Source organism: Pseudomonas sp. J380 (genome assembly GCF_009827115.1).
Classification (GTDB): Bacteria; Pseudomonadota; Gammaproteobacteria; order Pseudomonadales; family Pseudomonadaceae; genus Aquipseudomonas; species Aquipseudomonas paracarnis.
In genome coordinates this window covers 2,733,065-2,755,756 of sequence record NZ_CP043060.1, presented here as the reverse complement: position 1 = coordinate 2,755,756, position 22,692 = coordinate 2,733,065, and the positions used below count along the sequence as shown (strand labels likewise).

The following is a 22,692-nucleotide window of genomic DNA, read 5'->3' as shown; positions in this document are numbered from 1 at the left end:
CTTGAACAAGGGAATAGAGGGCGACAATTAAGCATGGCTACCCCACGTTTTGATGGTGTCGAACTCTTTCTGCAGATTGTTGAAAGCGGCAACCTCACCGAAGCCGCCGAACGCCTGAACCTCACGCGTTCTGCGGTGGGCAAGGGCCTGGCGCGCCTGGAAGCACGCCTGGGCGCTTGCCTGTTACAGCGTTCCACCCGGCGCCAGCGGTTGACCGAGGACGGGCAGGCGTACTACGAGCATTGCCTGCGCGCATTGGCAGAGCTGGAGGCCGCCGAGTCCGTGTTGGAAAGCGGCCGCCAGCAACCTCGGGGGCGTTTGAGAGTGAGCGTGCCCCTGGCGTTTGGGCATCACTATGCCGCGCCAGCGTTGTGGGCCTTGCTGGATCGTTATCCGGAACTGGAAATCGACCTTTGTTTTTCCGACCGCATGATCGACTTGGTGCAGGAGGGCTTCGATATGGCCGTGCGCATCGGCCCGTTGCCCGACACCGACCGCCTGAGCGCACGGCGCCTGGGTCAGCAGGTCATGGGGCTGGCAGCGTCGCCGGCGTATTTGCAGCGCAAGGGTGCTATTGGCAGTATCGAAGACCTGGCCGCTCATCGTGGCATTGCCTACCGCAGCAACACCGCGCAGCGCTCGCGCCTGGCTTCGCCCTTGATCGTGGACGACCTCCAGGCGGTAGCCGATGCCGCCATCGCGGGCGTAGGCCTGGCCTGGTTGCCGAGTTGGTTGATTGCCCACTATGCGCTGCGCGGGCAGTTGCAGGCCGTGCTGCCCAGCTACCGTGAGCAACCTGCGCCGATCCATGTGATCTGGCCGACGGCGGCGCATATGCCGGCCAAGACGCGGTGTGCCATTGACGCGTTGGTGGCGGCCACCCCGAGTTGCCTGGCGGGCAGTTAGATCCTGAACATACTGAAAACCATCTGTAGGAGCGAGCTTGCTCGAAAAAAACGTCAACGATAACGCGTGTTTGCTGAATGAACGCGGCGCCTGTGAGTTTTTCGCGAGCAAGCTCGCTCCTACAAAATACAGTTAGAACGCGATAGAGGTTTGTACATACACCGTACGCGGCTCACCCACGTACTTGCCCTTGTTGTTGTCATCGAACGAGCGGGTGTAGTACTGCTTGTTGAAGATGTTCTTCACCCCCACCGCCACATTCAAGTCCGACAACTGCGGGCCGAAATCGTAGGCTGCGCGGCTGCTGAACAGCATGTAGCCGGGGATGCGCCCATTGGCACCGTCGGCGCTTTCGGCCTGGGTGTTGGCGTTGTCGGCGAACTGGCTGCTCTGGTAACTGCTGTCCACATTCAGCTTCCAAGGGCCTTCGGTGTAACCCACGCCGAGGGTGCCTTTGTGCTTGGAGGAGAAGGGCACGCGGTTGCCTTTGTTGGGGCCGTCTTCGCGGATGGTCGCATCCACATAGGCGTAGGTGGCGTACACATCGAAGCCGGCCAGTGCGGGGCTCAGGCCGTCGAGGGCGTAGTTGATGCTCGACTCGATGCCTTGGTGGCGAGTTTCACCGCGGGCGATCACGGTGTCGTTGGTCTGGTTGCTGTCGTACTGGTTGTCGAAGTTGATCAGGAATGCGCCGATTTCTGCGCGCAAGCTGCCGTTGTCGTAGCGCGTGCCGAGTTCCCAGGTGCGGGCTTTTTCCGGTTTCACTTCGCCACTGTTCACACGGTTGGGCATCTGGCTGTACTGCACGCTGCCGAACGAGCCTTCGGTGTTGGCGTAGAGGTTCCAATCATCGGTGAGGTGATAGAGCACGTTCAGCGCTGGCAGTGCGGTGTTGTAGTCGCCCTTGTATTTGACGTTGCTCAGGTTGTTAGTCTGCTGGGACTCGATCATCTCGTAGCGAATGCCTGGGGTGATGGTCCACTTGCCGATGTCGATGCGGTCGTCGATGAAGAACGCATTGGCTTCGGTGCCGCCGCGCGTGTCGCGGTCGTTGCGGCTGTTGGTGGTGGGGATTTGCTGGTTGACGGCAATCGGCGTGCGGTAGCGCAGCTCGTGGCCGGCTTCATTGATGTAGCGGTAGCCAACACCCACTTCGTGGCTGGTGGGGCCGAAGTCGAAGCCCTGGGCGAAGCGCGTTTCCAGGCCACGTACCCAATATTCCCGTGGCGACAGCGACAGGAAGCTGCCTTGGTCCAGGTAGCCGCTGCGCAGGGTCTTGGTGAAGAAACTGTTGACCGTGAATTCGCGGCGGTCCTGCTCGTAGCGATAGCCCACATTGAACATCGTGCGGCGGCCCCAGAACTTGTCATACGGGCGGGTGGACTGGTACGGATCAGCCTTGTAGTCCTTGACGTTCAAACCGCCCGGCATGTCGGCTTGGCCTTCGTAGTACTGCGCCATGGCGTTGAAGCTATTGGCGTCGTCCAACTGGTATTTGCCCTTGAGGATCAGGTCGTCGATGCGCGTGTTGCTGTTTTCGCGCCAGTCGCCGCCGCGGGTGCCGGAGTACAGCAGCGCGCCACCCAACCCATTGTCGGCGGTGCCGCCAGCCAGCAAGTTGCCGGTGGTCTTGAAGCCGTCGTGGCTGGAGGAGGGGCTGGTCTCGGTCTGCAAACCACCCTTGACCGTCGGCGCATCCGGGATGGCACGGGTGACGAAGTTGACGATGCCACCGACGTTTTGCGGGCCATAGCGCACCGCACCGCCGCCACGTACTACATCCACCGCGTCCATATTGCCCATGCTGATCGGCGCGAAGGAGAGTTGCGGCTGGCCGTAAGGCGCGAAGGGCACCGGGATGCCATCCATCAGCACGGTGGAGCGCGACGCCAGGCGCGGGTTGAGCCCGCGAATGCCGAAGTTCAGCGCCATGTCGTGGCTACCGGTGCCGTTGTTGTCCGGGGCGTTGACGCCAGGGATGCGGTTGAGCACATCGCGGGCCTGGGTGGCGCCCTGGCGTTCGAATTCTTCGCGGCGGATCACATCTCGGGCGCCGGGGTGTTCGAACACGTTGGTTTGCGCCGCGTCACCGAGCCAGTCGCCGACCACGTTGGAGGTCTGCAACTCCAGGGTGGCGGGGGCGCCGGCTGGTTGCAGGCTGTAGGCGTTATCACCCTCGGCGCGGGCTTGCAGGCCGGTGCCTTCCAGTAGTTTTTGCAAGCCACCGGCAGCGCTGTAATTGCCCGACAGCCCTGGGCTTTGCATACCGACTGTCACTGCGGAGCCGAAGGACACCAGTACGCCGGCTTCACGACCGAATTGATTCAGGGCCGCTTCCAGGGTGGTCGGTGCAATGTGGTACGCCTTGGCGTCGGCTGCCATCACCGCCGGCAGTGCGGTCAGGCTGAGGCTTGCGCCGAGCAGGAGTTGGCGCAGTGTACGGGCGAGAAGCGTCGGATGCTGGGGCATGAAGGGCGGTCCTGAGAAGGAAGGATCAAGGTGGCTTTCCTTCTCTGTCACGCCAGGTGCGGAAAACGGCTCACAGCTGCAAAAAATATTTCGAGCTCACCGCCCACTGTAGGAGCGAGCTTGCTCGCGAAGGTCGTCAACGATCACGCGGGTTGTCTGGTTTAACGCGGTGGGTTGAGGTTTTTCGCGAGCAAGCTCGCTCCTACAAAAAGCGCTATGCATCACGCACGTGCCTGCACGGTCACCCAATAACGGGTAAAGCGCCGCACTTTCACCGGCAGGCTGATCTCCAGCAGGTCGAGGATGCGTTCGCTGTCATCCAGTGGGTAACTGCCGGACAGCAGCAGGTTGGCGACTTGTGGATCGCAATGGAGCTGGCCGCGACGGTAGCGTCCCAATTCATTGAGGAAGTCTTCCAGGCGCATGTGTGCGGCCACCAGCATGCCGTCGGCCCAGGCGCCGCTGTTGGCGTCGGTGGGGCGCGGGGTGTCCCAGCCTTTGCGGGTGAAATTGACTTGGTGCGCGGCGTCGACACTAAGCGGCAGGCCGTTGTAGCGGTTGGGCATCACCTCGACCTGACCGGCCAGTACCGCCAGTTGGGTGTGGTCGTTGAACTGGCGCACAGTCAAGCGCGCTGCCTGGCTGCTGAGCAGACCCTGGCCGGTCAGCACGTGCAACGGCGCCTGGCCTGCACGGGCGGTGAGCAGGATTTCACCTTCAAGCAGGCGCACCAGGCGCTGTTGGCCGTCGAAATGCACATCCACCGCGCTGCCGGTGTTGAGCTGCAACTGGCTGCCGTCGGCCAGTTGTACTGTGCGGCGCTGGCCCACCGGGCTGCGATAGTCAGCCGTCAGCGGCGGCAAGATATGTTGCTGGCGCAGACTCCAGGCGGCGGCCGAACCGGCACCCAGAATCAACAGCAATTTAAGCGCCTGACGTCGGCTGCTGGAGGTGGGCGCGTTCAACGCTGCGTGGGCCAGGGGCGAGGGCACGCCGCGCAGGCGTTGGTTGACGCGCTGGATCTGCTCCCAGGCGCGTTGGTGTTCGCTGTGGGCATTCAACCATTGCTGCCAGGCCGCCTGCTGGCGTGGGTTGAGCGCGCCTTGCTGCATTTCCAGCAACCAGTGCACGGCTTGTTCGGCGACTTGGCTGGAGACGTTCATAGGGCGAAGTAGCAGCGCATGGCCGCTTTGGTCAGGTGGCGTTTGACCGTGGCGATGGAGATGCCCAGTTGCGCGCCGATTTGCGCGTAGGTCAGGCCGTCGAGTTGGGCCAGCAGGAAGGCGCGTTTGACCTGCTTGGGCAAGCCGTCGAGCAGTTGGTCCAGTTCCAGCAGGGTCTGCAGGATGATTGCGCGGTCTTCTTCCGACGGCGCCACATGTTCGGGCATCTGCGCCAAGGCCTCGAGGTAGGCGCGCTCCAGGTCCTGGCGGCGGTAGAAGTTGAACAGCACACGCTTGGCCACGGTGGTGAGGAAGGCGCGCGGCTCGATCAGCGTTGGCGCTTCCCGCGCACTGAGCACGCGGATAAAGGTGTCCTGAGCCAGGTCGGCGGCGTTTTCCGGGCAGCCGAGCTTGCGTCGCAACCAGCCGGTGAGCCAGTGGTGATGGTCGTTGTACAACACTTCGACGGGGTTGGACGGCTGCAACGCGATCACTCCGCAAGCATTCGACATGCTTTAGAGAACAAGAATTGTTCGCATTGTAGGGTGCGTGACAAGGTTCGGCAATCGGCCAGGGCAGGTGATTCATCCGTTCTCTTTTGCTTATGAGAATATTTATCATTAATATTGCGCGCTGATGAACCAGGCGCCTGCCGCATGAAAAGCAAAACCTCATTGCCCGTGTCCTACCGCCTCGCCGTCACCTCGCGCGTGCTGGCGGCGGTGATTGGCGGTTACCTGATGGCTTCCCTGGCCGCCATTTGCCTGGCGCTCTGGCTGCCCACCTCCCGTGCCGATGCGGTGGTCACCGGCATGATGAGTTCCTTTGTGTTCTACCTGCTGGCGGTGCTCTGGTGTTTTGCCTGCCGCACGGCATGGCGCGCCTGGGCAGGGGTGATGGTGCCGAGCGCACTCTTGGCCACCCTGGCCGGCATCGGTTTTTGGATGGCTCGCACATGAAAGAGGGCTTTCGCCAGGCCATGGCCTGGCTGCACACCTGGGCAGGCTTGATCTTCGGCTGGCTGCTGTTCGCGATTTTCCTGACCGGCACCCTGGCCTATTTCAAAGATGAAATAACCCACTGGATGCAGCCCGAAGTGCAGGCCCATCCCCTGGACGATGAGCGCAGCCTCGCCGTCGCGCAAAACTATCTGCAACAGCAGGCGCCTACCGCCGCACGCTGGTTCATTACCTTGCCGAACCGCCGCGACCCCGGCTTGTCGGTGATGTGGCAAGACAAGGTCGAGCCCGGCAAGCGCGGCACTTTCATCCAGAAAGTCCTCGACCCCGTCACCGGCCAACCGGTGCAGGCCCGGGAAAGCAAGGGCGGTGAGTTCTTCTATCGCTTCCACTTCCAACTGCAAATGCCTTACCCGTGGGGCCGCTGGCTGTCGACCATCGCTGCCATGGTGATGTTCGTCGCGCTGATCACGGGCATCATCACCCACAAGAAAATCTTCAAGGACTTCTTCACCTTCCGCCCGCGCAAAGGCCAGCGCTCCTGGCTGGACGGGCATAACGCGGTGGGTGTGCTGGTGCTGCCGTTTCACCTGATGATCACCTACAGCAGCCTGGTGATTTTCATGAGCATGGTCATGCCCGCGCCCATCGTGGCGTCCTACGGTGACGACAGCCGGGCGTTTTTCAGTGAGCTGTTCCCCGCTACTGACAATGCGCCGGCCCTCGGCCAGCCGGGCAAACTGCTGCCGTTGATGCCGATGTACCAGCAGGCGCGGGAGCAGTGGGCAGGTGGTCATGTAGGGCGTGTGGCGGTCAACAACCCTGGCGATGTCAACGCCTCGGTCAATGTGTTCCGCGCCGGCTCCGACAGCGTAGTGCATGCGTCGGGCAGTACGTTGTCGTTTAGCGGCACCACTGGCGAGCTGTTGCGGGCCAGTGCCGAGCCATCGTTGCCAGCGGTCGTTGGTGGCAGTTTCTACGGTTTGCACATGGGCCATTTCGCCGGCCCGGTGCTGCGCTGGCTGTACTTTATCTGCGGCCTGGCGGGCACGGCGATGATCGGCACAGGCTTGGTGATCTGGCTGGGCAAACGTCAGCTCAAACACGCCAAGGCCTCGGTGATGCCCTTTGAACTGCGTTTGGTGGAGGTGCTGAATATCGCCAGCATGTCCGGATTGATGATCGCCATTGCAGCGTTTTTCTGGGCCAACCGCCTGCTGCCGGTGAGCTTCACCGAGCGTTCGGACTGGGAAGTGCAGGCGTTCTTTATCGCCTGGGGCCTGAGCCTGTTGCACGCCTTGCTGCGGCGCGGTCGCCAGGGCTGGGTCGAGCAACTGAGCCTCGGCGCGCTATTGTTTGCCGCCATTCCATTGCTTAACGCCATCACCACCTCGCACCACTTGGGCGTCTCCGTGCCAAGTGGCGACTGGGCCATGGCCGGCTTCGACCTCACCTGCCTGGCGAGTGGCGTGTTCCTCGCCTGGGCAGCCTGGACGATGCACCACCGCAGCGCGCCGCTACCCAAGGCCGAGCGTGCCCGCGGGTTAACACTCAAGCAGCAGGCCAACTGATGCTTCTGGCGCTATTGATGTGCTACGCCGGGTTCATGGCACTGTGCTTGTCCACCGACCGTCACCACGGCGAACTGCTGCACAGCAAACCCACGCCCATTCGGCGCTTGGGGTTGCGGGTGGGCGGTTGGTTGCTGCTGGGCGTGTCGATCTGGCCATCGGTGCTGGGCGCCGGTTGGAGTCAGGGCCTGGTGGAGTGGTGCGCGGTGTTGATGCTCAGCGCCTTGCTACTGGTGTTGCTGTTGCCGTATCGGCCGAGGCTGGCCTTGATCCTCGCGGGGCTCGCTCTTCTGGCCAGCCCTGTTGCGGCGTTCGCCCTCTCTTGAGCCGGCCATGAGGACCCAACCACCGCAATCTTCTCAGGACACTCCGCACCCGGATGCAGCGGGTGGACGCGCGCATTTCCTGCAGGTGTTTTTGTCCCAGCGCTCGCAAATGGAGGCGTTGGTCAGCCGCCGTGTGGGTTGCCGCGCCACGGCAGCCGACCTGGTGCAGGATCTGTTCCTGCGCTTCTGGCGTCGCCCGCTGGTGCAGGTCGAAGAGCTGAGCACCTACCTGCTGCGCTGCGCCGGCAACATCGCCATCGACCACCTGCGCAGCGAAAGCGCACGGGCGCGCAGCAGCGAAGGCTGGCTACCGGAACAATCCGACCACCAAGGCTGCGAACCCCAGGCGGCGCTGGAGGCGGGCAATGATCTGCGTCATGTGGAAGCCGCCTTGCGCAGCTTGCCCGAACGCACTCGCCAGATTTTCCTGCTTAACCGCATCCACGGGCGCAAGTACACCGAAATTGCCAAGGCCATGGGCCTGTCCCAAAGCGCCGTGGAAAAACATATGATGCGCGCCCTCGAAGCCTGCAAGGCCAGCCTTCGCGAACCATCGCCTCCACGCACGCCAGGGAACGCCCCGTGAACGTCACGCCCACGCCCGCCCAGGAACAGGCCGCGCTCGATTGGTTGTGCCTGCTGCATGACCAGCCCAGCAGCGGCGACCAGGCCACGTTCAGCCGCTGGTTACGCGCAGATCCCGCACACGTCGAGGCATACTCCCAAGCCCAGGTGCTCTGGGAATTAAGCGAAGTACCGGCGCGCCAGCTGGCCGACGAGGACGCGCTCGCGTTGCAGGGCTACCTCAACACGATCAACGCCTCCAAACGCTCCCGGGTAGCGCGTTGGTCTGGTGCCTTGGCCGTCGCCGCCTGCTTGCTGCTAATGGTGTCGATGGGCGTCGGTTGGCAGCCGTCACGCTGGGTCGATGAGTGGGGCGCCGATTATGTGACGGCGCCGGGGGAGGTGAAGACCTTCACCCTGGCCGATCAATCCAAGGTCACCCTCGACGCCGACAGCGCCATCGCCGTGGATTTCAGCCAGGGCGAACGGCACATCCAATTGCGCCGTGGTGCAGGTTTTTTCAGCGTGACCCACACCGGCCAACCCTTCGTGGTGGAGGCGAGCGGCGGTGAAACGCGAGTACTGGGAACTCAGTTTGAAGTGCGCCTGCAACCTGACGGCGCCGAGGTCACTGTGCTGTCCGGCCGTGTGGGCGTGACGCCCTCCAAACAGGGCCAGCAACAGGTGCTGACAGCAGGCCAGCAAGTGGCCTACGCCGATGGTATTGCCGACCCTTTGCATGGGGTCGACAGCGCCTCACGCCTGGCCTGGCGCGAGGGTTGGCTCAACTACTACAAGGCCCCCCTGGCCGATGTGGTCGAGGACCTGAGGCGTTATTACCCCGGTCGAATTCTTCTGCTTAACGAGGACATGGCCGCAAAACGCGTCAGCGGCAGCTTTCCGAGCCAGGACCCTGTAGCGGTCTTGAACGCCTTGCAAGCGGTGCTGGGTTTTGAACAGCACAGCCTGTTGGGCCGCATGATTGTGCTGCGCTAGGGCTGCGTTGGGGTTTTCGCTGCTGAATCTGTCAGGCAAGAAATACCTCAGCTCGACACGCTCGGCGATGGTGTCGCTGGAGGCCAATTTTAAATCACACCCCAGAGCTCGATGCGCAGAGCAGACTTGTGTGGGAGCTGGCTTGCCTGCGATAGCGGTGTGTCAGTCACAGGTATTGAACCTGTTACACCGCCATCGCAGGCAAGCCAGCTCCTACATTTGATTGGGTGTTACTTCAGGGCGGCCATGATTGCTTCGGGGTTGTAGTCGCGAATCAAGGTGCCGTTCACGTCCACAAACGGAATCCCGCCACCGCCCAGCGCCTCATACGCCTTGCGCGCCTTGGCATCCTTCTCGATATCGACGGCTTGGTACGGGATACCCTTCTGGTCCAGAAAACGCCGGATCTGCTTGCAGTACCCACACCACTCGGTGGCATAGAGCACCACCCGCGCAGAGGCACGTACGTGCTCGGGCGCCACCTGGGACGGGTTGAACAGCCGCTCCACCTTGCCCCAGTTCTGGATCGCAACCACCACCAGCAACACCAGCAGGACTTTCTTGAGCACCCCGCCCAGCATCAGTTACGGCGCTTGAGCTGGTCGGTCAGTTGGGTCGGCAGGCCCTTGATGATCAAGGTGCCGGCGGCTTCGTCGTACTCGATCTTGTCGCCCAGCAGGTGCGCTTCAAAGCTGATGGACAGGCCCTCGGCGCGCCCGGTGAAGCGGCGGAACTGGTTGAGGGTGCGTTTGTCGGCCGGAATCTCCGGCGACAGGCCGTAATCCTTGTTGCGGATATGGTCGTAGAAGGCTTTTGGCCGATCCTCATCGATCAGCCCGGAGAGCTCTTCCAGGCCCATGGGTTCGCCGAGCTTGGCCTGGCTGCTGGCGTAGTCCACCAGGGTCTTGGTTTTCTCGCGGGCGGACTCGTCGGGCAGGTCTTCGCTTTCAACGAAGTCACTGAACGCCTTGAGCAGGGTGCGGGTTTCGCCCGGGCCATCCACGCCTTCCTGGCAGCCGATAAAGTCGCGGAAGTACTCCGAGACCTTCTTGCCGTTCTTGCCTTTGATGAAGGAGATGTACTGCTTGGACTGCTTGTTGTTCTGCCACTCGGAGACGTTGATACGCGCCGCCAGGTGCAGTTGGCCCAGGTCCAGGTGACGCGAGGGCGTCACGTCCAGCTCGTCGGTCACTGCCACGCCTTCGCTGTGGTGCAGCAGGGCGATAGCCAGGTAGTCGGTCATGCCTTGCTGGTAATGGGCAAACAGCACATGGCCGCCGGTGGAGAGGTTGGATTCCTCCATCAGCTTTTGCAGGTGCTCTACCGCCGTGCGGCTGAAGGTGGTGAAGTCCTGGCCACCGTCAAAGTATTCCTTCAACCAACCGCTGAACGGGTGCGCGCCGGACTCGGCATGGAAGAAACCCCAGGCCTTGCCTTGTTTGGCGTTGTAGCTCTCGTTGAGGTCGGCAAGCATGTTCTCGATGGCGGCGGACTCGGACAGCTCCGAGTCGCGGGCGTGAAGAACTGCGGGTGTGCCGTCGGGTTTTTTGTCGATCAGGTGGACGATGCAATGACGGATCGGCATAGGCTTCTCGGCTGGTTGAAGGGGAGCGGTTGGCCTCCCCGAAAAGTCGCCCAGTGTACCGCACCCATTGGTCAAGACGTGCCCCGAACGGCATTTTGCACGCCCTCCCACTGGCCATATGCCTTTTTTTCACGGTTTAGAGCGATAAAGCTGACCAAATGGGTATGTTGAGGCGGATATTTCCCCGTCTCTGTGCTAGTTTTGCCCCGTCTTACGCCAAGTCTCGGCGTTAAGCGTGCATTCAGCATTTGTCAGGTCGAACCAATCCCCGTTTCAAGCATCTATAACCCCGATCTCCGTGGTTATGGCCGGGGATGCCAGGCCATGACGGTCGGGCTCGACGGCTGACACTGCACTCTGCAATCCATATGAATTTGATAGGGAAGGAACACCACAATGGCTATTACTAAAGACCAACTGATCGCTGACCTGGCTGAAGCAGTAGACGCACCGAAAACTACCGTGCGCGCTCTGCTGGACCAACTGAGCCAAGTTGTTGCTGATCAGCTGGAAAATGGCGGCGAAATCACTCTGCCAGGCGTTGGCAAACTGAAAGTGACCGAGCGTCCTGCCCGTACTGGCCGTAACCCTTCGACTGGCGCTGCCATCGAAATCGCTGCCAAGAAAGTTATCAAGCTGGTTGTGGCTAAAGGCCTGACCGACGCTGTTAACAAGTAAGACGCAGCAAAAAAACCGTGCTTCGGAGTGATCCGGGCACGGTTTTTTATTGCCTGCGATTTTATTGTAGAGCGCGGTTATTGTGGCGAGGGAGCTTGCTCCCGCTGGAGTGCGCAGCGCTCCCAGGATTTTGGGGCCGCTGCGCTGCCCAGCGGGAGCAAGCTCCCTCGCCACAATGATTCTTATCGAACCCAGCGCTGGCGCCAGATCTGCTGCTCGTTCTTGGTCTGGAATGTCCAGGCCACAAAGCGGCTCTGCTTCTGCCCTTGGGACATCTCCACCACCTGGCTTTCCAGCACGCCGGCTTTTTTCAGCGCGGTTTCGATCGCCGGCAGGTTGGACGCTTTGGACACCAGGGTGCTGAACCACAGCACTTTATGCGCAAAATGCGCGCTCTCGGCGATCAGTTGCGTCACAAATCGCGCTTCGCCACCTTCACACCACAGTTCGGCCGATTGACCACCGAAGTTGAGCACCGGCAACTTGCGTTTCGGGTCGGCCTTGCCCAAGGCGCGCCATTTACGCTCGCTGCCTTTGGTGGCTTCGTCCATGGATGCATGGAACGGCGGGTTGCACATCGTAAGGTCAAAGCGCTCACCCGGCTCCAGCAGGCCCAACAGGATCTGCTTGGGGTTGGGTTGCTGGCGCAGCTGGATGACCTTGCTCAGGTCGTTGGACTGCACGATGGCCTTGGCGGCGGACACGGCGATCGGGTCGACCTCCGAGCCCAGGAAGTTCCAGCGGTACTCCATATAGCCAATCAGCGGGTACACGCAGTTGGCGCCCATACCGATGTCCAGCACCTTGACGATCGAGCCCCGCGGGATCTTGCCGTCGTTGACGCTGGCCAGCAGGTCGGCGAGGAAGTGCACGTAGTCGGCACGCCCCGGCACCGGCGGGCACAGGTAGTCGGCAGGGATGTCCCAATGCTGGATGCCATAGAACGACTTGAGCAGTGCCCGGTTGAACACCCGCACCGCATCCGGGCTGGCGAAGTCGATGCTCTCTTTGCCGTAGGGGTTGATGATCACGAACTGCGCCAGTTCCGGCGTGGTTTTGATCAGCGCCGGGAAGTCGTAACGGCCCGTGTGGCGGTTGCGCGGGTGCAGGGTGGCCTCTTTGCGCGGCGCGACGGGTTTGGCCGTGGCGGAGGTTTTAGGCTTCTTGCGCGGTGGTTTGGGCGTAGTGGGGGCGGTCATGATGATTCTGGTGTTGGCTCAATGTGGTGGGCATTGTCACACATTCCTGAACACAACTCGGTCAAATGTGGGAGCTGGCTTGCCTGCGATAGCATCACCTCGGTCTGCCTGATACACCGAGTCGTCAGTATCGCAGGCAAGCCAGCTCCCACAGGGATAGGGTTTTGATTGGGAAATGGTGTCGTTTTCCTGGACAAAAAAAAGAGGCCCGAAGGCCTCTTTCTCTACACGGTTTCCCCTTACAGGCTGGAAATCCGCGCATGTTGCTCCGCCAGCTTGCCCAAGGCCTGTTCAGCCTCGGCCAACTTGGCGCGTTCTTTCTCGATCACTTCAGCCGGCGCCTTGTCAACGAACGCCGCGTTGGACAGCTTGCCGCCCACTCGCTGCACTTCGCCTTGCAGACGCGCAATTTCCTTGTCGAGGCGGGCCAGTTCCGCGCCCTTGTCGATCAGGCCGGCCATCGGCACCAGCACTTCCATATCACCCACCAACGCGGTGGCAGACAACGGTGCTTCGGCATCGGCAGCCAATACGGTGATCGACTCCAGCTTGGCCAGCTTCTTGAGCAGCGCATCGTTCTCGCTGAGGCGACGCTGGTCTTCGGCACTGGCGTTCTTGACGAACACGGCCAGCGGCTTGCCCGGACCGATGTTCATCTCGGCGCGGATGTTACGTGTGCCGAGCATCAGAGTCTTGAGCCATTCGATATCGCTTTCGGCGGCCTCATCGATGCGCGCTTCGTTGGCCACCGGCCAAGGTTGCAGCATGATGGTCTTGCCTTCGATACCGGCCAGCGGCGCCAGGCGCTGCCAGATTTCTTCGGTGATGAACGGCATGAACGGGTGCGCCAGGCGCAACGCCACTTCCAGCACGCGCACCAGGGTGCGACGGGTGCCGCGCTGGCGTTCGACCGGCGCGTTTTCGTCCCACAGTACCGGCTTGGACAGTTCCAGGTACCAGTCGCAATACTGGTTCCAGATGAACTCGTACAGGGCCTGTGCGGCCAGGTCGAAACGGAACTGGTCGAGCTGGCGGGTCACTTCGGCTTCTGTGCGCTGCAACTGCGAGATGATCCAGCGATCCGCCAGGCTCAGCTCATAGGCTTCGCCGTTCTGGCCGCAGTCTTCGCCTTTGTCCAGCACGTAGCGCGCCGCGTTCCAGATCTTGTTGCAGAAGTTGCGATAGCCTTCGACGCGGCCCATGTCGAACTTGATGTCGCGACCGGTGGAGGCCAGCGAGCAGAAGGTGAAGCGCAGGGCGTCGGTGCCGTAGCTGGCGATACCGTCGGCGAATTCGTCGCGGGTCTGCTTCTCGATCTTTTTCGCCAGTTTCGGCTGCATCAGGCCCGAGGTGCGTTTCTGCACCAGGGTTTCCAGGTCGATGCCGTCGATGATGTCCAGCGGGTCCAGGACGTTGCCCTTGGACTTGGACATCTTCTGGCCCTGGCCGTCGCGTACCAGGCCGTGTACGTACACGGTCTTGAACGGTACCTGCGGGGTGCCGTCTTCGTTCTTCACCAGGTGCATGGTGAGCATGATCATCCGGGCAACCCAGAAGAAAATGATGTCGAAGCCGGTGACCAGCACGTCGGTTGAGTGGAATTTCTTCAGGAACTCGGTCTGCTGCGGCCAGCCCAGGGTAGAGAAGGTCCACAGGCCCGAACTGAACCAGGTGTCCAGTACGTCGTTGTCCTGTTGCAGCGCGATGTCCGCGCCGAGGTTGTGCTTGGCACGCACTTCGGCTTCGTCGCGGCCTACATAGACCTTGCCCGACTCGTCGTACCAGGCCGGAATACGGTGGCCCCACCACAGCTGACGGCTGATGCACCAGTCCTGGATGTCGCGCATCCACGAGAAGTACATGTTTTCGTACTGTTTAGGCACGAACTGGATGCGGCCATCTTCCACGGCGGCAATCGCAGGTTCTGCCAGCGGCTTGGTGGACACGTACCACTGGTCGGTCAGCCACGGCTCGATCACGGTGCCGGAGCGGTCGCCCTTCGGCACTTTCAGGCCGTGGTCGTCAACGCTGACCAGCAAACCGGCAGCGTCGAAGGCGGCAACGATCTGTTTGCGCGCTTCAAAACGGTCCAGGCCTGCGTATTCGGCCGGGATCTTGCCGTCAATGCTGTCGTTGAGCGTGCCGTCCAGGTTGAACACCTGGCAGGCCGGCAATACGGCGGCATTCTTGTCGAAGATGTTCAGCAACGGCAGGTTGTGGCGCTTGCCGACTTCGTAGTCGTTGAAATCGTGGGCCGGGGTGATTTTCACGCAGCCGGTGCCGAACTCAGGGTCGCAGTAGTCATCCGCGATGATCGGGATACGGCGGCCAACCAGTGGCAGTTCGACGAATTTGCCGATCAGCGCCTGGTAGCGCTCGTCGTTCGGGTTAACGGCGACGGCGGCATCGCCGAGCATGGTTTCCGGTCGGGTGGTGGCGACGATCAGGTAATCATTGCCTTCAGCGGTCTTGGCGCCGTCGGCCAGCGGGTACTTGAGGTTCCACAGGAAGCCTTTCTCGTCGTGGTTTTCCACTTCAAGGTCGGAAATGGCCGTGTGCAACTTGGTGTCCCAGTTGACCAGGCGCTTGCCGCGGTAGATCAGGCCGTCTTCATGCAAGCGCACGAAGGCTTCCTTAACGGCTTCGGACAGGCCGTCGTCCATGGTGAAGCGCTCGCGGCTCCAGTCTACGGACGAACCCAGGCGACGGATCTGACGGCTGATATTGCCGCCGGACTGGTCTTTCCATTCCCAGACTTTCTCCAGGAATTTCTCGCGACCCAGGTCGTGACGGTTCTGGCCGGTGGCTTCCAGTTGGCGTTCCACCAGCATCTGGGTGGCGATACCGGCGTGGTCGGTGCCCGGTTGCCACAGGGTGTCGCGACCCTGCATGCGGCGGAAGCGGATCAACGCATCCATGATCGCATTGTTGAAGCCATGGCCCATGTGCAGGCTGCCAGTGACGTTCGGTGGCGGAATCATGATGGTGTACGAGTCGCCCGCACCTTGTGGGGCGAAATAGTTCTCGGACTCCCAGGTGTTGTACCAGGAAGTTTCGATAGCGTGGGGCTGGTAGGTCTTATCCATGCGCGGCGGGACCCTAGTTGGCATTTATTCAGGAAAGCCGGCAAGTATAACGGGGGATAGGGGCGAGGGCGAGGCGAAGACGGTTAAGACCGATGCAGAATTAATGTGGGAGCTGGCTTGCCTGCGATGGCGGTGTTTCAGTCAGCATCTTCGGCGACTGATGCGCCGCCATCGCAGGCAAGCCAGCTCCCATAGGGGTCTATGCAAGGTTTAAGACTGGTATTGGCTGAGCAACCGCTCCATCCGCGCATCCATCCGACGCTTGATCTCGGCCTCGATATGCGGCGCAAAGTCATCGATCACATCCTGCATGATCAATTGCGCAGCGGCGCGCAGTTCGTTGTCCAGGTGCAGCAGCAGGGCGTCGGGGGCTTTTTCGGCGGCTGGAGCGGGTTCTGCAATCGCAGGTGCCGGCGCGGCAGGCTTGCCGCCGACCATGTCGAACAACAGCGGAATCTGTACCTCACCCTCGACCGTCTCGGTCAGCAGCGGCGGTTGCAGGTTGTCATCACCCAGCAACTGACGGATCGACTCCAGGTCGTCCAGCAGGTGTTCGTCTTTTTTCAGCGGGTTGGGAGTGTCCATCATGTACTCAAAGTCGTTGTAGCCGGTGATCTTGCAGAGGATAGCCCTGTTCACGGTAGAAACGGAAACTCTCCCGCGCAGCCTGACGAATAGCCGGGTCTTCCACTACCACTTCCGCCACACGGGCGAACGCTTGGGCAAAGGCCGGTACTTTCAGGTCGAGGTTGACCAGCAAGTCATGGTGATCGCCGCAATTGTCCCCCAAGCCCAGGACTACCAGGCTTTCAGGTTCGGATTCGGCGGGGCCGTGGGGCACGAAGCTTTCGCCCTTGAATCGCCACAGACGTGCATCAAGTTCTTCACGTTGGGCGGCATCGCTGCAGTGCAGGTAGATGCGATGGCCCATGCGCCAGGCTTTTTCAGTGAGTTTGCAGGCAAAGTCCAGGCGCGCGAGAGGATCGGCGCTGGGCAATATATAGAAGTCGACTTGGGGCATTGGAAATCCTGGGGCTGGCCTGGTTGCCCCTCTGTAGGAGCGAGCTTGCTGTGGCGAGCAAGCTTGCTTGCGCTGTGGTGCGCAGTGCCCCTAAAAAGCCGGGGACTGCTACGCAGTCAACGGGAGCAAGCTCCCTCGCCACAGCAAGCTCGCTCCTACAGAAGGGCCGGGGCCGCTTAAGCTTTGGCGCGATCCAGCAGGTATTGGGTCAGCAGGGGTACCGGACGGCCAGTGGCGCCCTTGTCCTTGCCGCCGCTGGTCCAGGCCGTGCCGGCGATGTCCAGGTGAGCCCAGTTGAAGTTCTTGGCAAAGCGCGACAGGAAGCAGGCCGCGGTGATGGTGCCGGCTTTCGGGCCACCGATGTTGGCGATGTCGGCGAACGGGCTATCGAGCTGTTCCTGGTACTCATCGAACAGCGGCAGTTGCCAGGCGCGGTCGTCGGCGGCCTTGCCGGCGCTGAGCAGTTGCTCGATCAGTTCGTCGTTGTTGCCCAGCAGGCCCGAAGTGTGGGAACCCAAGGCAACGATGCACGCGCCGGTCAGGGTCGCGATGTCGATCACGGCCTGGGGCTTGAAGCGCTCGGCGTAGGTCAGGGCATCGCACAGCACCAGGCGGCCTTCGGCGTCGGTGTTGAGGATCTCCACAGTCTGGCCGCTCATGGTGGTGACGATATCGCCTGGGCGAGCCGCGCCGCCGCTCGGCATGTTCTCGGCGCAGGCCAAAATGCACACCAGGTTGATCGGCAGCTTGAGTTCCAGCACGGCACGCAGGGTGCCGAACACGCTGGCGGCGCCGCCCATGTCGTACTTCATCTCGTCCATGCCCGCACCGGGCTTGAGGCTGATGCCGCCGGTATCGAAAGTGATGCCTTTACCTACCAGGGCGTAAGGCTTCTCGGACTTCTTGCCGCCGTTGTATTGCATCACGATCAGGCGTGGCGGCTGGTCGCTGCCCTGGCCCACGGCATAGAACGAGCCCATGCCCAGGTCCTTGATCTTCTTCTCGTCCAGCACTTCAACCTTCAGGCCCTTGAACTCTTTGCCCAATGCCTTGGCCTGTTCGCCCAGGAATGTCGGGTGGCAGATGTTCGGCGGCAGGTTGCCCAGGTCGCGAGTGAACGACATACCGTTGGCGATGGCCTGGGCGTGGGTGACGGCGCGCTGGACTTCAGCCTGGGCGGCCTTGATGGTCAGCAGGGTGATTTTCTTCAGGGCGCGGGGTTCGGCTTTCTGGCTCTTGAACTGGTCGAAAATATAGCCGCCGTCCACCAGCGACTCGGCCAGCAGGCGGGTCTTGCCGTAGCTGTCGCGGCCCTTGACCACGATTTCATCGAGCGCCAGCACCGCATCGCTGCCGCCCAGGCCCTTGAGGGTGGTGAGGATGCCGCTGACGATCTTACGAAACGGACGGTCGCCCAGTTCGGCATCCTTGCCCACGCCCACCAGCAAAACGCGCTCGGCTTTAAGGTTGGGCAGGCTCTGCAGCAGCAGGCTCTGGCCGACCTTGCCGGCCAGGTCGCCGCGCTTGAGCACTGCGCTGATAGCGCCGCCGCTCAGTTCGTCCAGTTGCTTGGCGGCGACGCCGAGTGTGCGGCCTTCGCCGACAGCGACCACGAGGGTGGCGGTTTTCAACGTTTCGGGGCTAACGCTTTTTACAACCAATTCCATTTTCGGGTCCCTTATCAAGGTCTGTGAGCCGGGAGCTTGTACTCCGGCTTTAAAGCTCGGCAGCGTTGTAAACCGCCAGCGACAAAGGCCGCAGTTTGAACCTCGCCAACGGAGCCTGACAACCCTTGGCGCACGCTTTGTGCGTGCGCATGAGTAAGCTCCGTGACAGGCGAGGTCAATCACAGGATAATGCGCCATCTTTTTAGCCGGCCCGTGGTAAGCGGGTCGACTCGGTATGCTTGCTTGTTTGGCCGCCTTAGCCTGACAACCCTGGAGTGTCTGGTTTGATTGTCTTCCGTTATCTGTCCCGCGAAGTCCTGTTGACCCTGAGTGCCGTGAGTGCGGTGTTGCTGGTCATCATCATGAGTGGTCGTTTCGTCAAGTTCCTGGCCCAAGCCGCCGCTGGCGCCCTGGATCCGGGCTCACTGTTCCTGATCATGGGCTACCGGATGCCCGGCATGCTCCAGTTGATCCTGCCGCTTGGCCTGTTTCTCGGCATATTGCTGGCCTATGGCCGGCTGTACTTGGAAAGCGAGATGACCGTGCTGTCGGCCACCGGCATGAGCCAGCAGCGCCTGCTGGCCATGACCATGGTGCCTGCCGCCGGTGTTGCCCTGGTGGTGGCCTGGTTGAGCATGAGCCTGGCGCCCCAGGGGGCCATGCAATTCCAGCTGCTGCTGAACAAGCAGGATGCGATGACTGAGTTCGACACCCTCGAGCCCGGTCGCTTCCAGTCGCTCAGCGACGGTTCGCGGGTGACCTACACCGAAACCATGACCGACGACCGCTCCAACCTTGGCGGCGTGTTCATCTCCCAGAAGAACCTCGGTCAGAACCAGAAGGATCGGGGTATTTCGATTCTGGTGGCCGACAGCGGTCGCCAGGAAATCCGTCCCGATGGCAATCGCTACCTGATCCTGGAAAACGGCTACCGCTACGACGGCAGCCCTGGCCTGGCGGATTATCGGGCGATCAAGTACGACACCTATGGCGTCATGCTGCCCAAGGCCGAGATCAGTGACGAGGTCACCGACCGCGACGCACTGCCCACCTCATCGCTGTTCGGCAGCCCGGAGTTGCGCTCCATCGCCGAGTTGCAATGGCGCCTGTCCCTGCCGCTGCTGGTGTTTATCGTGACCCTGATGGCCGTGCCGCTGTCGCGCGTCAACCCGCGCCAAGGGCGTTTCCTCAAGTTGCTGCCAGCGATCCTGCTGTACATGGCCTACCTGACCATCCTGATTTCTGCCCGTGGTTCCCTGGAGAAGGGCAAGTTGCCACCGGCCTTGGGCCTGTGGTGGGTGCACGGGGTTTTCCTGATGATCGGCCTGGGGCTGCTTTACTGGGAACCTATCCGTTTGAAAATGAAGAGCCGTCGTGGCCTGAAGGAGTTGGCCCGTGGCTAAGCTTGATCGCTACATCGGCATTAGCGTACTGATCGCCATCCTGGCGGTACTGGGCATCATTCTCGGCCTGGCCTTGCTGTTCGCCTTCATTGATGAAGTGGGCAACGTTACTGACACTTACACAGTCACGGACGTGCTGAGCTACGTCGCACTGACCGCGCCGCGCCGCCTCTACGACATGATGCCAATGGCCGCGCTGATTGGCTGCCTGATCGGCCTGGGCACCCTGGCCAGCAACAGCGAGCTGACCATCATGCGCGCCGCCGGGGTTTCCATCGGCCGTATCGTCTGGGCGGTGATGAAGCCGATGCTGCTGCTGATGGCCTGCAGTGTGCTGATCGGTGAATACGTCGCGCCACCGGCCGAAGCCACCGCCCAGGCCAATCGCGCCCTGGCCCAGGGTTCGGGCGATGCGCAAAGCGCCAAGCACGGCCTGTGGCACCGCCAGGGTGACGAGTTCATCCACATCAACGCCGTGCAACCGGGTGGCCTGTTGATCGGGGTGACCCGCTACACCTTCGACAAAGAACGGCACATGTTGTCGTCCAGCTTCGCCAAGCGCGCGCAGTACAGTGGCGAGCAATGGCAACTGAGCGACGTCACCACCACGCACTTCCGTAACGTGGGCCAGGGCACCCAGTCCAGCACCGAAGTGGTCAACGTGCCGACCGAACAGTGGGATATCGCCCTCAAGCCGGAGTTGCTCAACACAGTGGTCATGGTGCCGGAAGCCCTGCCGATCTCCGGTTTGTGGAGCTATATCCACTACCTCAAGGAGCAGGGTTTGAACAATGGCCGCTACTGGCTGGCGTTCTGGGTGAAAGTCTTGCAGCCGGTGGTTACCGCCGCCTTGGTGTTGATGGCGATCTCCTTCATTTTCGGGCCATTGCGCTCCGTGACCCTGGGCCAACGGGTATTTACCGGCGTGCTGGTGGGCTTCACCTTCCGCATCGCCCAGGACTTGCTTGGGCCGTCGAGCCTGGTATTCGGCTTCTCGCCGCTGTTTGCGGTGCTGGTGCCCACGGCCATCTGCGCCGTGGCTGGGTTCTGGCTGCTGCGCCGAGCGGGTTGAAGCCGCGCTCGCGAAAGTCTGCGAAACGCCGCGTTTATCTAGAATAAGCGCGTTATCGTTGGTGATTTTCGCGAGCAAGCTCGCTCCTACAGTTTTAAGCCCCATTAAAGTGGGGCTTTTTTGTATTGGTCAGCAAAGATGACGTCTGGCCTGAGCATCAGGTACAATTCCCGGCTATTTTTCAGCGGGCAATCTGCCTGCAGCCTTTTTGAGTGTTGATCCGTGAGTGATTTGAGTCATATCCGCAATTTCTCCATCATCGCCCACATTGACCATGGCAAGTCGACGCTGGCCGATCGATTTATCCAGATGTGCGGCGGCCTTGCCGAGCGTGAAATGGAAGCCCAGGTACTGGATTCCATGGACCTCGAACGCGAGCGCGGGATCACCATCAAGGCCCACAGCGTCACGCTGTACTACAAGGCCAAAGACGGCATTACTTACCAACTGAACTTCATTGACACCCCAGGCCACGTTGACTTCACCTACGAAGTCAGCCGTTCGCTGGCGGCCTGCGAAGGCGCGTTGCTGGTGGTCGATGCCGGGCAGGGCGTGGAGGCGCAGTCGGTTGCCAACTGCTACACCGCGATCGAGCAGGGCCTGGAAGTCATGCCCGTGCTCAACAAGATCGACCTGCCCCAGGCCGAGCCTGAGCGCGTCAAGGAAGAGATCGAGAAGATCATCGGCATCGATGCCACCGACGCCGTCACCTGCAGCGCCAAGACCGGCCTGGGTGTCGACGAAGTGCTCGAACGCCTGGTGCACACCATTCCCGCGCCGACCGGCAACTACGAAGATCCGCTGCAAGCGTTGATCATCGACTCCTGGTTCGACAACTACCTGGGCGTTGTTTCCCTGGTACGCGTGCGCCATGGCCGTGTGAAGAAGGGCGACAAGATCCTGGTCAAGTCCACCGGCAAGATCCACCTGGTGGACAGCGTCGGTGTATTCAACCCGAAACACACCGCGACCACTGATCTGAAAGCCGGTGAAGTCGGCTTCATCATCGCTGGCATCAAGGATATTCACGGTGCACCAGTGGGTGACACCCTGACCCTGAGCTCCACGCCAGACGTCGACGTGCTGCCCGGCTTCAAGCGCATCCAGCCACAGGTCTACGCCGGCCTGTTCCCGGTCAGCTCCGATGACTTCGAAGATTTCCGCGAAGCCCTGCAAAAACTGACCCTCAACGACTCGTCGTTGCAGTACACCCCGGAAAGCTCCGACGCCCTGGGCTTCGGCTTCCGTTGCGGGTTCCTGGGCATGCTGCACATGGAGATCATCCAGGAGCGCCTCGAGCGCGAATACGACCTGGACCTGATCACCACCGCGCCAACCGTTATTTTCGAGTTGCTGCTCAAAACCGGTGAAACGATTTACGTCGACAACCCCTCCAAGCTCCCGGACCTGTCGGCCATCGAAGACATGCGCGAGCCGATCGTGCGGGCCAATATCCTGGTGCCGCAGGAACACTTGGGCAACGTCATTACCCTGTGCATCGAAAAACGTGGCGTGCAGCGCGACATGCTGTTCCTCGGTACCCAGGTACAAGTGACCTACGATATGCCGATGAACGAAGTGGTCCTGGACTTCTTCGACCGTCTCAAGTCCACCAGTCGCGGCTATGCTTCGCTGGACTACCATTTCGATCGTTACCAATCGGCTAATCTGGTGAAACTGGATGTGCTGATCAACGGCGACAAGGTAGATGCCTTGGCACTGATCGTGCACAAGGACAACGCGCACTACAAAGGTCGCCAACTGACCGAGAAGATGAAAGAACTGATTCCGCGCCAGATGTTCGACGTCGCGATCCAGGCCGCCATCGGCGGGCAGATCATTGCACGGACTTCCGTCAAGGCTCTCAGAAAGAACGTACTGGCCAAATGCTACGGCGGTGACGTAAGCCGTAAGCGCAAGCTGCTTGAGAAGCAAAAGGCCGGTAAAAAACGCATGAAGCAAGTAGGCAACGTGGAAGTTCCACAAGAAGCCTTCCTTGCGGTGCTCAGGTTGGATAGTTAGGTCCT

The 22,692-nt window shown here is 61.3% G+C and carries 20 protein-coding genes; 10 read left to right on the top strand and 10 right to left on the bottom strand.

Features of this window, described 5'->3' with window-relative positions:
• Positions 1-33: 33 nt before the first annotated feature.
• Positions 34-906, top strand: a complete 873-nt coding sequence (locus tag FXO12_RS12435; protein WP_057976123.1) for a LysR family transcriptional regulator — start codon at positions 34-36, stop codon at positions 904-906.
• Positions 907-1,038: 132 nt separating this feature from the next.
• On the opposite strand, the gene fecA is transcribed toward FXO12_RS12435, so the two are convergent.
• From fecA to FXO12_RS12420, 3 genes are all read right to left on the bottom strand, one after another.
• A complete protein-coding gene (gene fecA, locus FXO12_RS12430; protein ID WP_057976121.1) occupies positions 1,039-3,375 on the bottom strand; it encodes a TonB-dependent Fe(3+) dicitrate receptor FecA in 2,337 nt (778 codons plus the stop codon).
• A gap of 221 nt (positions 3,376-3,596) precedes the next feature.
• The gene (locus FXO12_RS12425; RefSeq protein WP_034128667.1) at positions 3,597-4,538 is read right to left on the bottom strand and encodes a FecR domain-containing protein; all 942 of its coding nucleotides are present in this window, start codon (positions 4,536-4,538) and stop codon (positions 3,597-3,599) included.
• Positions 4,535-5,023, bottom strand: a complete 489-nt coding sequence (locus tag FXO12_RS12420) for a sigma-70 family RNA polymerase sigma factor (RefSeq protein ID WP_014717061.1) — start codon at positions 5,021-5,023, stop codon at positions 4,535-4,537. The genes FXO12_RS12425 and FXO12_RS12420 overlap by 4 nt, the downstream gene beginning before the upstream one ends.
• A 171-nt stretch (positions 5,024-5,194) precedes the next feature.
• Between FXO12_RS12420 and FXO12_RS12415 the strand changes: the two genes are divergently transcribed.
• From FXO12_RS12415 to FXO12_RS12395, 5 genes are read left to right on the top strand one after another with little or no spacing between them, the layout of a single operon-like run.
• Positions 5,195-5,497 (top strand): DUF3649 domain-containing protein, encoded by a 303-nt coding sequence (locus tag FXO12_RS12415; protein ID WP_014717062.1) that lies wholly within the window; start codon positions 5,195-5,197, stop codon positions 5,495-5,497.
• Positions 5,494-7,068 carry a PepSY domain-containing protein gene (locus FXO12_RS12410; protein ID WP_057976119.1) on the top strand — a complete coding sequence of 525 codons (1,575 nt, stop codon included), beginning with the start codon at positions 5,494-5,496 and terminating at the stop codon, positions 7,066-7,068. The genes FXO12_RS12415 and FXO12_RS12410 overlap by 4 nt, the downstream gene beginning before the upstream one ends.
• The gene (locus FXO12_RS12405) at positions 7,068-7,394 is read left to right on the top strand and encodes a DUF3325 domain-containing protein (protein WP_034128665.1); all 327 of its coding nucleotides are present in this window, start codon (positions 7,068-7,070) and stop codon (positions 7,392-7,394) included. The genes FXO12_RS12410 and FXO12_RS12405 overlap by 1 nt, the downstream gene beginning before the upstream one ends.
• 7 nt (positions 7,395-7,401) lie before the next feature.
• A complete protein-coding gene (locus FXO12_RS12400; RefSeq protein WP_054897746.1) occupies positions 7,402-7,980 on the top strand; it encodes an RNA polymerase sigma factor in 579 nt (192 codons plus the stop codon).
• Entirely contained in the window at positions 7,977-8,954 is a 978-nt protein-coding gene (locus FXO12_RS12395; protein WP_054897747.1) for a FecR family protein, read from the top strand. The genes FXO12_RS12400 and FXO12_RS12395 overlap by 4 nt, the downstream gene beginning before the upstream one ends.
• 230 nt (positions 8,955-9,184) lie before the next feature.
• On the opposite strand, the gene FXO12_RS12390 is transcribed toward FXO12_RS12395, so the two are convergent.
• Both FXO12_RS12390 and yejK read right to left on the bottom strand, forming a co-directional pair.
• A complete protein-coding gene (locus FXO12_RS12390; RefSeq protein WP_054921114.1) occupies positions 9,185-9,535 on the bottom strand; it encodes a glutaredoxin family protein in 351 nt (116 codons plus the stop codon).
• A complete protein-coding gene (gene yejK, locus FXO12_RS12385; protein ID WP_003171997.1) occupies positions 9,535-10,539 on the bottom strand; it encodes a nucleoid-associated protein YejK in 1,005 nt (334 codons plus the stop codon). Before yejK ends, FXO12_RS12390 begins: the two co-directional genes overlap by 1 nt.
• A 396-nt stretch (positions 10,540-10,935) precedes the next feature.
• Between yejK and FXO12_RS12380 the strand changes: the two genes are divergently transcribed.
• Complete coding sequence (locus FXO12_RS12380) at positions 10,936-11,217, top strand: HU family DNA-binding protein (RefSeq protein WP_003188840.1); 282 nt, start codon at positions 10,936-10,938, stop codon at positions 11,215-11,217.
• A gap of 182 nt (positions 11,218-11,399) precedes the next feature.
• Here FXO12_RS12380 and rlmF read toward each other — a convergent pair whose 3' ends face one another.
• From rlmF to FXO12_RS12355, 5 genes are all read right to left on the bottom strand, one after another.
• Complete coding sequence (gene rlmF, locus FXO12_RS12375; RefSeq protein ID WP_057976115.1) at positions 11,400-12,416, bottom strand: 23S rRNA (adenine(1618)-N(6))-methyltransferase RlmF; 1,017 nt, start codon at positions 12,414-12,416, stop codon at positions 11,400-11,402.
• Positions 12,417-12,655: 239 nt separating this feature from the next.
• Complete coding sequence (locus FXO12_RS12370; RefSeq protein WP_054897749.1) at positions 12,656-15,502, bottom strand: valine--tRNA ligase; 2,847 nt, start codon at positions 15,500-15,502, stop codon at positions 12,656-12,658.
• 210 nt (positions 15,503-15,712) lie between these two features.
• Positions 15,713-16,087, bottom strand: a complete 375-nt coding sequence (locus FXO12_RS12365; protein ID WP_057976113.1) for a hypothetical protein — start codon at positions 16,085-16,087, stop codon at positions 15,713-15,715.
• 7 nt (positions 16,088-16,094) lie between these two features.
• Complete coding sequence (locus tag FXO12_RS12360) at positions 16,095-16,523, bottom strand: DNA polymerase III subunit chi (protein ID WP_034128659.1); 429 nt, start codon at positions 16,521-16,523, stop codon at positions 16,095-16,097.
• 176 nt (positions 16,524-16,699) lie between these two features.
• The gene (locus FXO12_RS12355; RefSeq protein ID WP_034128658.1) at positions 16,700-18,190 is read right to left on the bottom strand and encodes a leucyl aminopeptidase; all 1,491 of its coding nucleotides are present in this window, start codon (positions 18,188-18,190) and stop codon (positions 16,700-16,702) included.
• A gap of 284 nt (positions 18,191-18,474) precedes the next feature.
• On the opposite strand from FXO12_RS12355, the gene lptF reads away from it, so the two are divergent.
• The 3 genes from lptF to lepA all read left to right on the top strand — a co-directional run bounded on the left by lptF (position 18,475) and on the right by lepA (position 22,687).
• The gene (lptF, locus tag FXO12_RS12350) at positions 18,475-19,593 is read left to right on the top strand and encodes an LPS export ABC transporter permease LptF (protein ID WP_034128657.1); all 1,119 of its coding nucleotides are present in this window, start codon (positions 18,475-18,477) and stop codon (positions 19,591-19,593) included.
• Positions 19,586-20,665 (top strand): LPS export ABC transporter permease LptG, encoded by a 1,080-nt coding sequence (gene lptG / locus FXO12_RS12345; protein WP_003188851.1) that lies wholly within the window; start codon positions 19,586-19,588, stop codon positions 20,663-20,665. Before lptF ends, lptG begins: the two co-directional genes overlap by 8 nt.
• Before the next feature lie 222 nt (positions 20,666-20,887).
• Positions 20,888-22,687: a translation elongation factor 4 gene (lepA, locus tag FXO12_RS12340; RefSeq protein WP_032877619.1), complete on the top strand. Its 1,800-nt coding sequence runs from the start codon at positions 20,888-20,890 to the stop codon at positions 22,685-22,687.
• The last annotated feature ends 5 nt before the right edge of the window (positions 22,688-22,692 follow it).

What these genes read in the sequence shown, in the direction of transcription:
- fecA (WP_057976121.1), bottom strand. Translation starts at nt 3,375, where the DNA reads ATGCCCCAGCATCCGACGCTTCTCGCCCGTACACTGCGCCAACTCCTG.
- FXO12_RS12435 (WP_057976123.1), top strand. Translation starts at nt 34, where the DNA reads ATGGCTACCCCACGTTTTGATGGTGTCGAACTCTTTCTGCAGATTGTT.
- yejK (WP_003171997.1), bottom strand. Translation starts at nt 10,539, where the DNA reads ATGCCGATCCGTCATTGCATCGTCCACCTGATCGACAAAAAACCCGAC.
- FXO12_RS12355 (WP_034128658.1), bottom strand. Translation starts at nt 18,190, where the DNA reads ATGGAATTGGTTGTAAAAAGCGTTAGCCCCGAAACGTTGAAAACCGCC.
- FXO12_RS12360 (WP_034128659.1), bottom strand. Translation starts at nt 16,523, where the DNA reads ATGCCCCAAGTCGACTTCTATATATTGCCCAGCGCCGATCCTCTCGCG.
- FXO12_RS12405 (WP_034128665.1), top strand. Translation starts at nt 7,068, where the DNA reads ATGCTTCTGGCGCTATTGATGTGCTACGCCGGGTTCATGGCACTGTGC.
- rlmF (WP_057976115.1), bottom strand. Translation starts at nt 12,416, where the DNA reads ATGACCGCCCCCACTACGCCCAAACCACCGCGCAAGAAGCCTAAAACC.
- FXO12_RS12410 (WP_057976119.1), top strand. Translation starts at nt 5,494, where the DNA reads ATGAAAGAGGGCTTTCGCCAGGCCATGGCCTGGCTGCACACCTGGGCA.
- FXO12_RS12400 (WP_054897746.1), top strand. Translation starts at nt 7,402, where the DNA reads ATGAGGACCCAACCACCGCAATCTTCTCAGGACACTCCGCACCCGGAT.
- FXO12_RS12380 (WP_003188840.1), top strand. Translation starts at nt 10,936, where the DNA reads ATGGCTATTACTAAAGACCAACTGATCGCTGACCTGGCTGAAGCAGTA.
- FXO12_RS12370 (WP_054897749.1), bottom strand. Translation starts at nt 15,502, where the DNA reads ATGGATAAGACCTACCAGCCCCACGCTATCGAAACTTCCTGGTACAAC.
- FXO12_RS12415 (WP_014717062.1), top strand. Translation starts at nt 5,195, where the DNA reads ATGAAAAGCAAAACCTCATTGCCCGTGTCCTACCGCCTCGCCGTCACC.
- FXO12_RS12425 (WP_034128667.1), bottom strand. Translation starts at nt 4,538, where the DNA reads ATGAACGTCTCCAGCCAAGTCGCCGAACAAGCCGTGCACTGGTTGCTG.
- FXO12_RS12390 (WP_054921114.1), bottom strand. Translation starts at nt 9,535, where the DNA reads ATGCTGGGCGGGGTGCTCAAGAAAGTCCTGCTGGTGTTGCTGGTGGTG.
- FXO12_RS12365 (WP_057976113.1), bottom strand. Translation starts at nt 16,087, where the DNA reads ATGGACACTCCCAACCCGCTGAAAAAAGACGAACACCTGCTGGACGAC.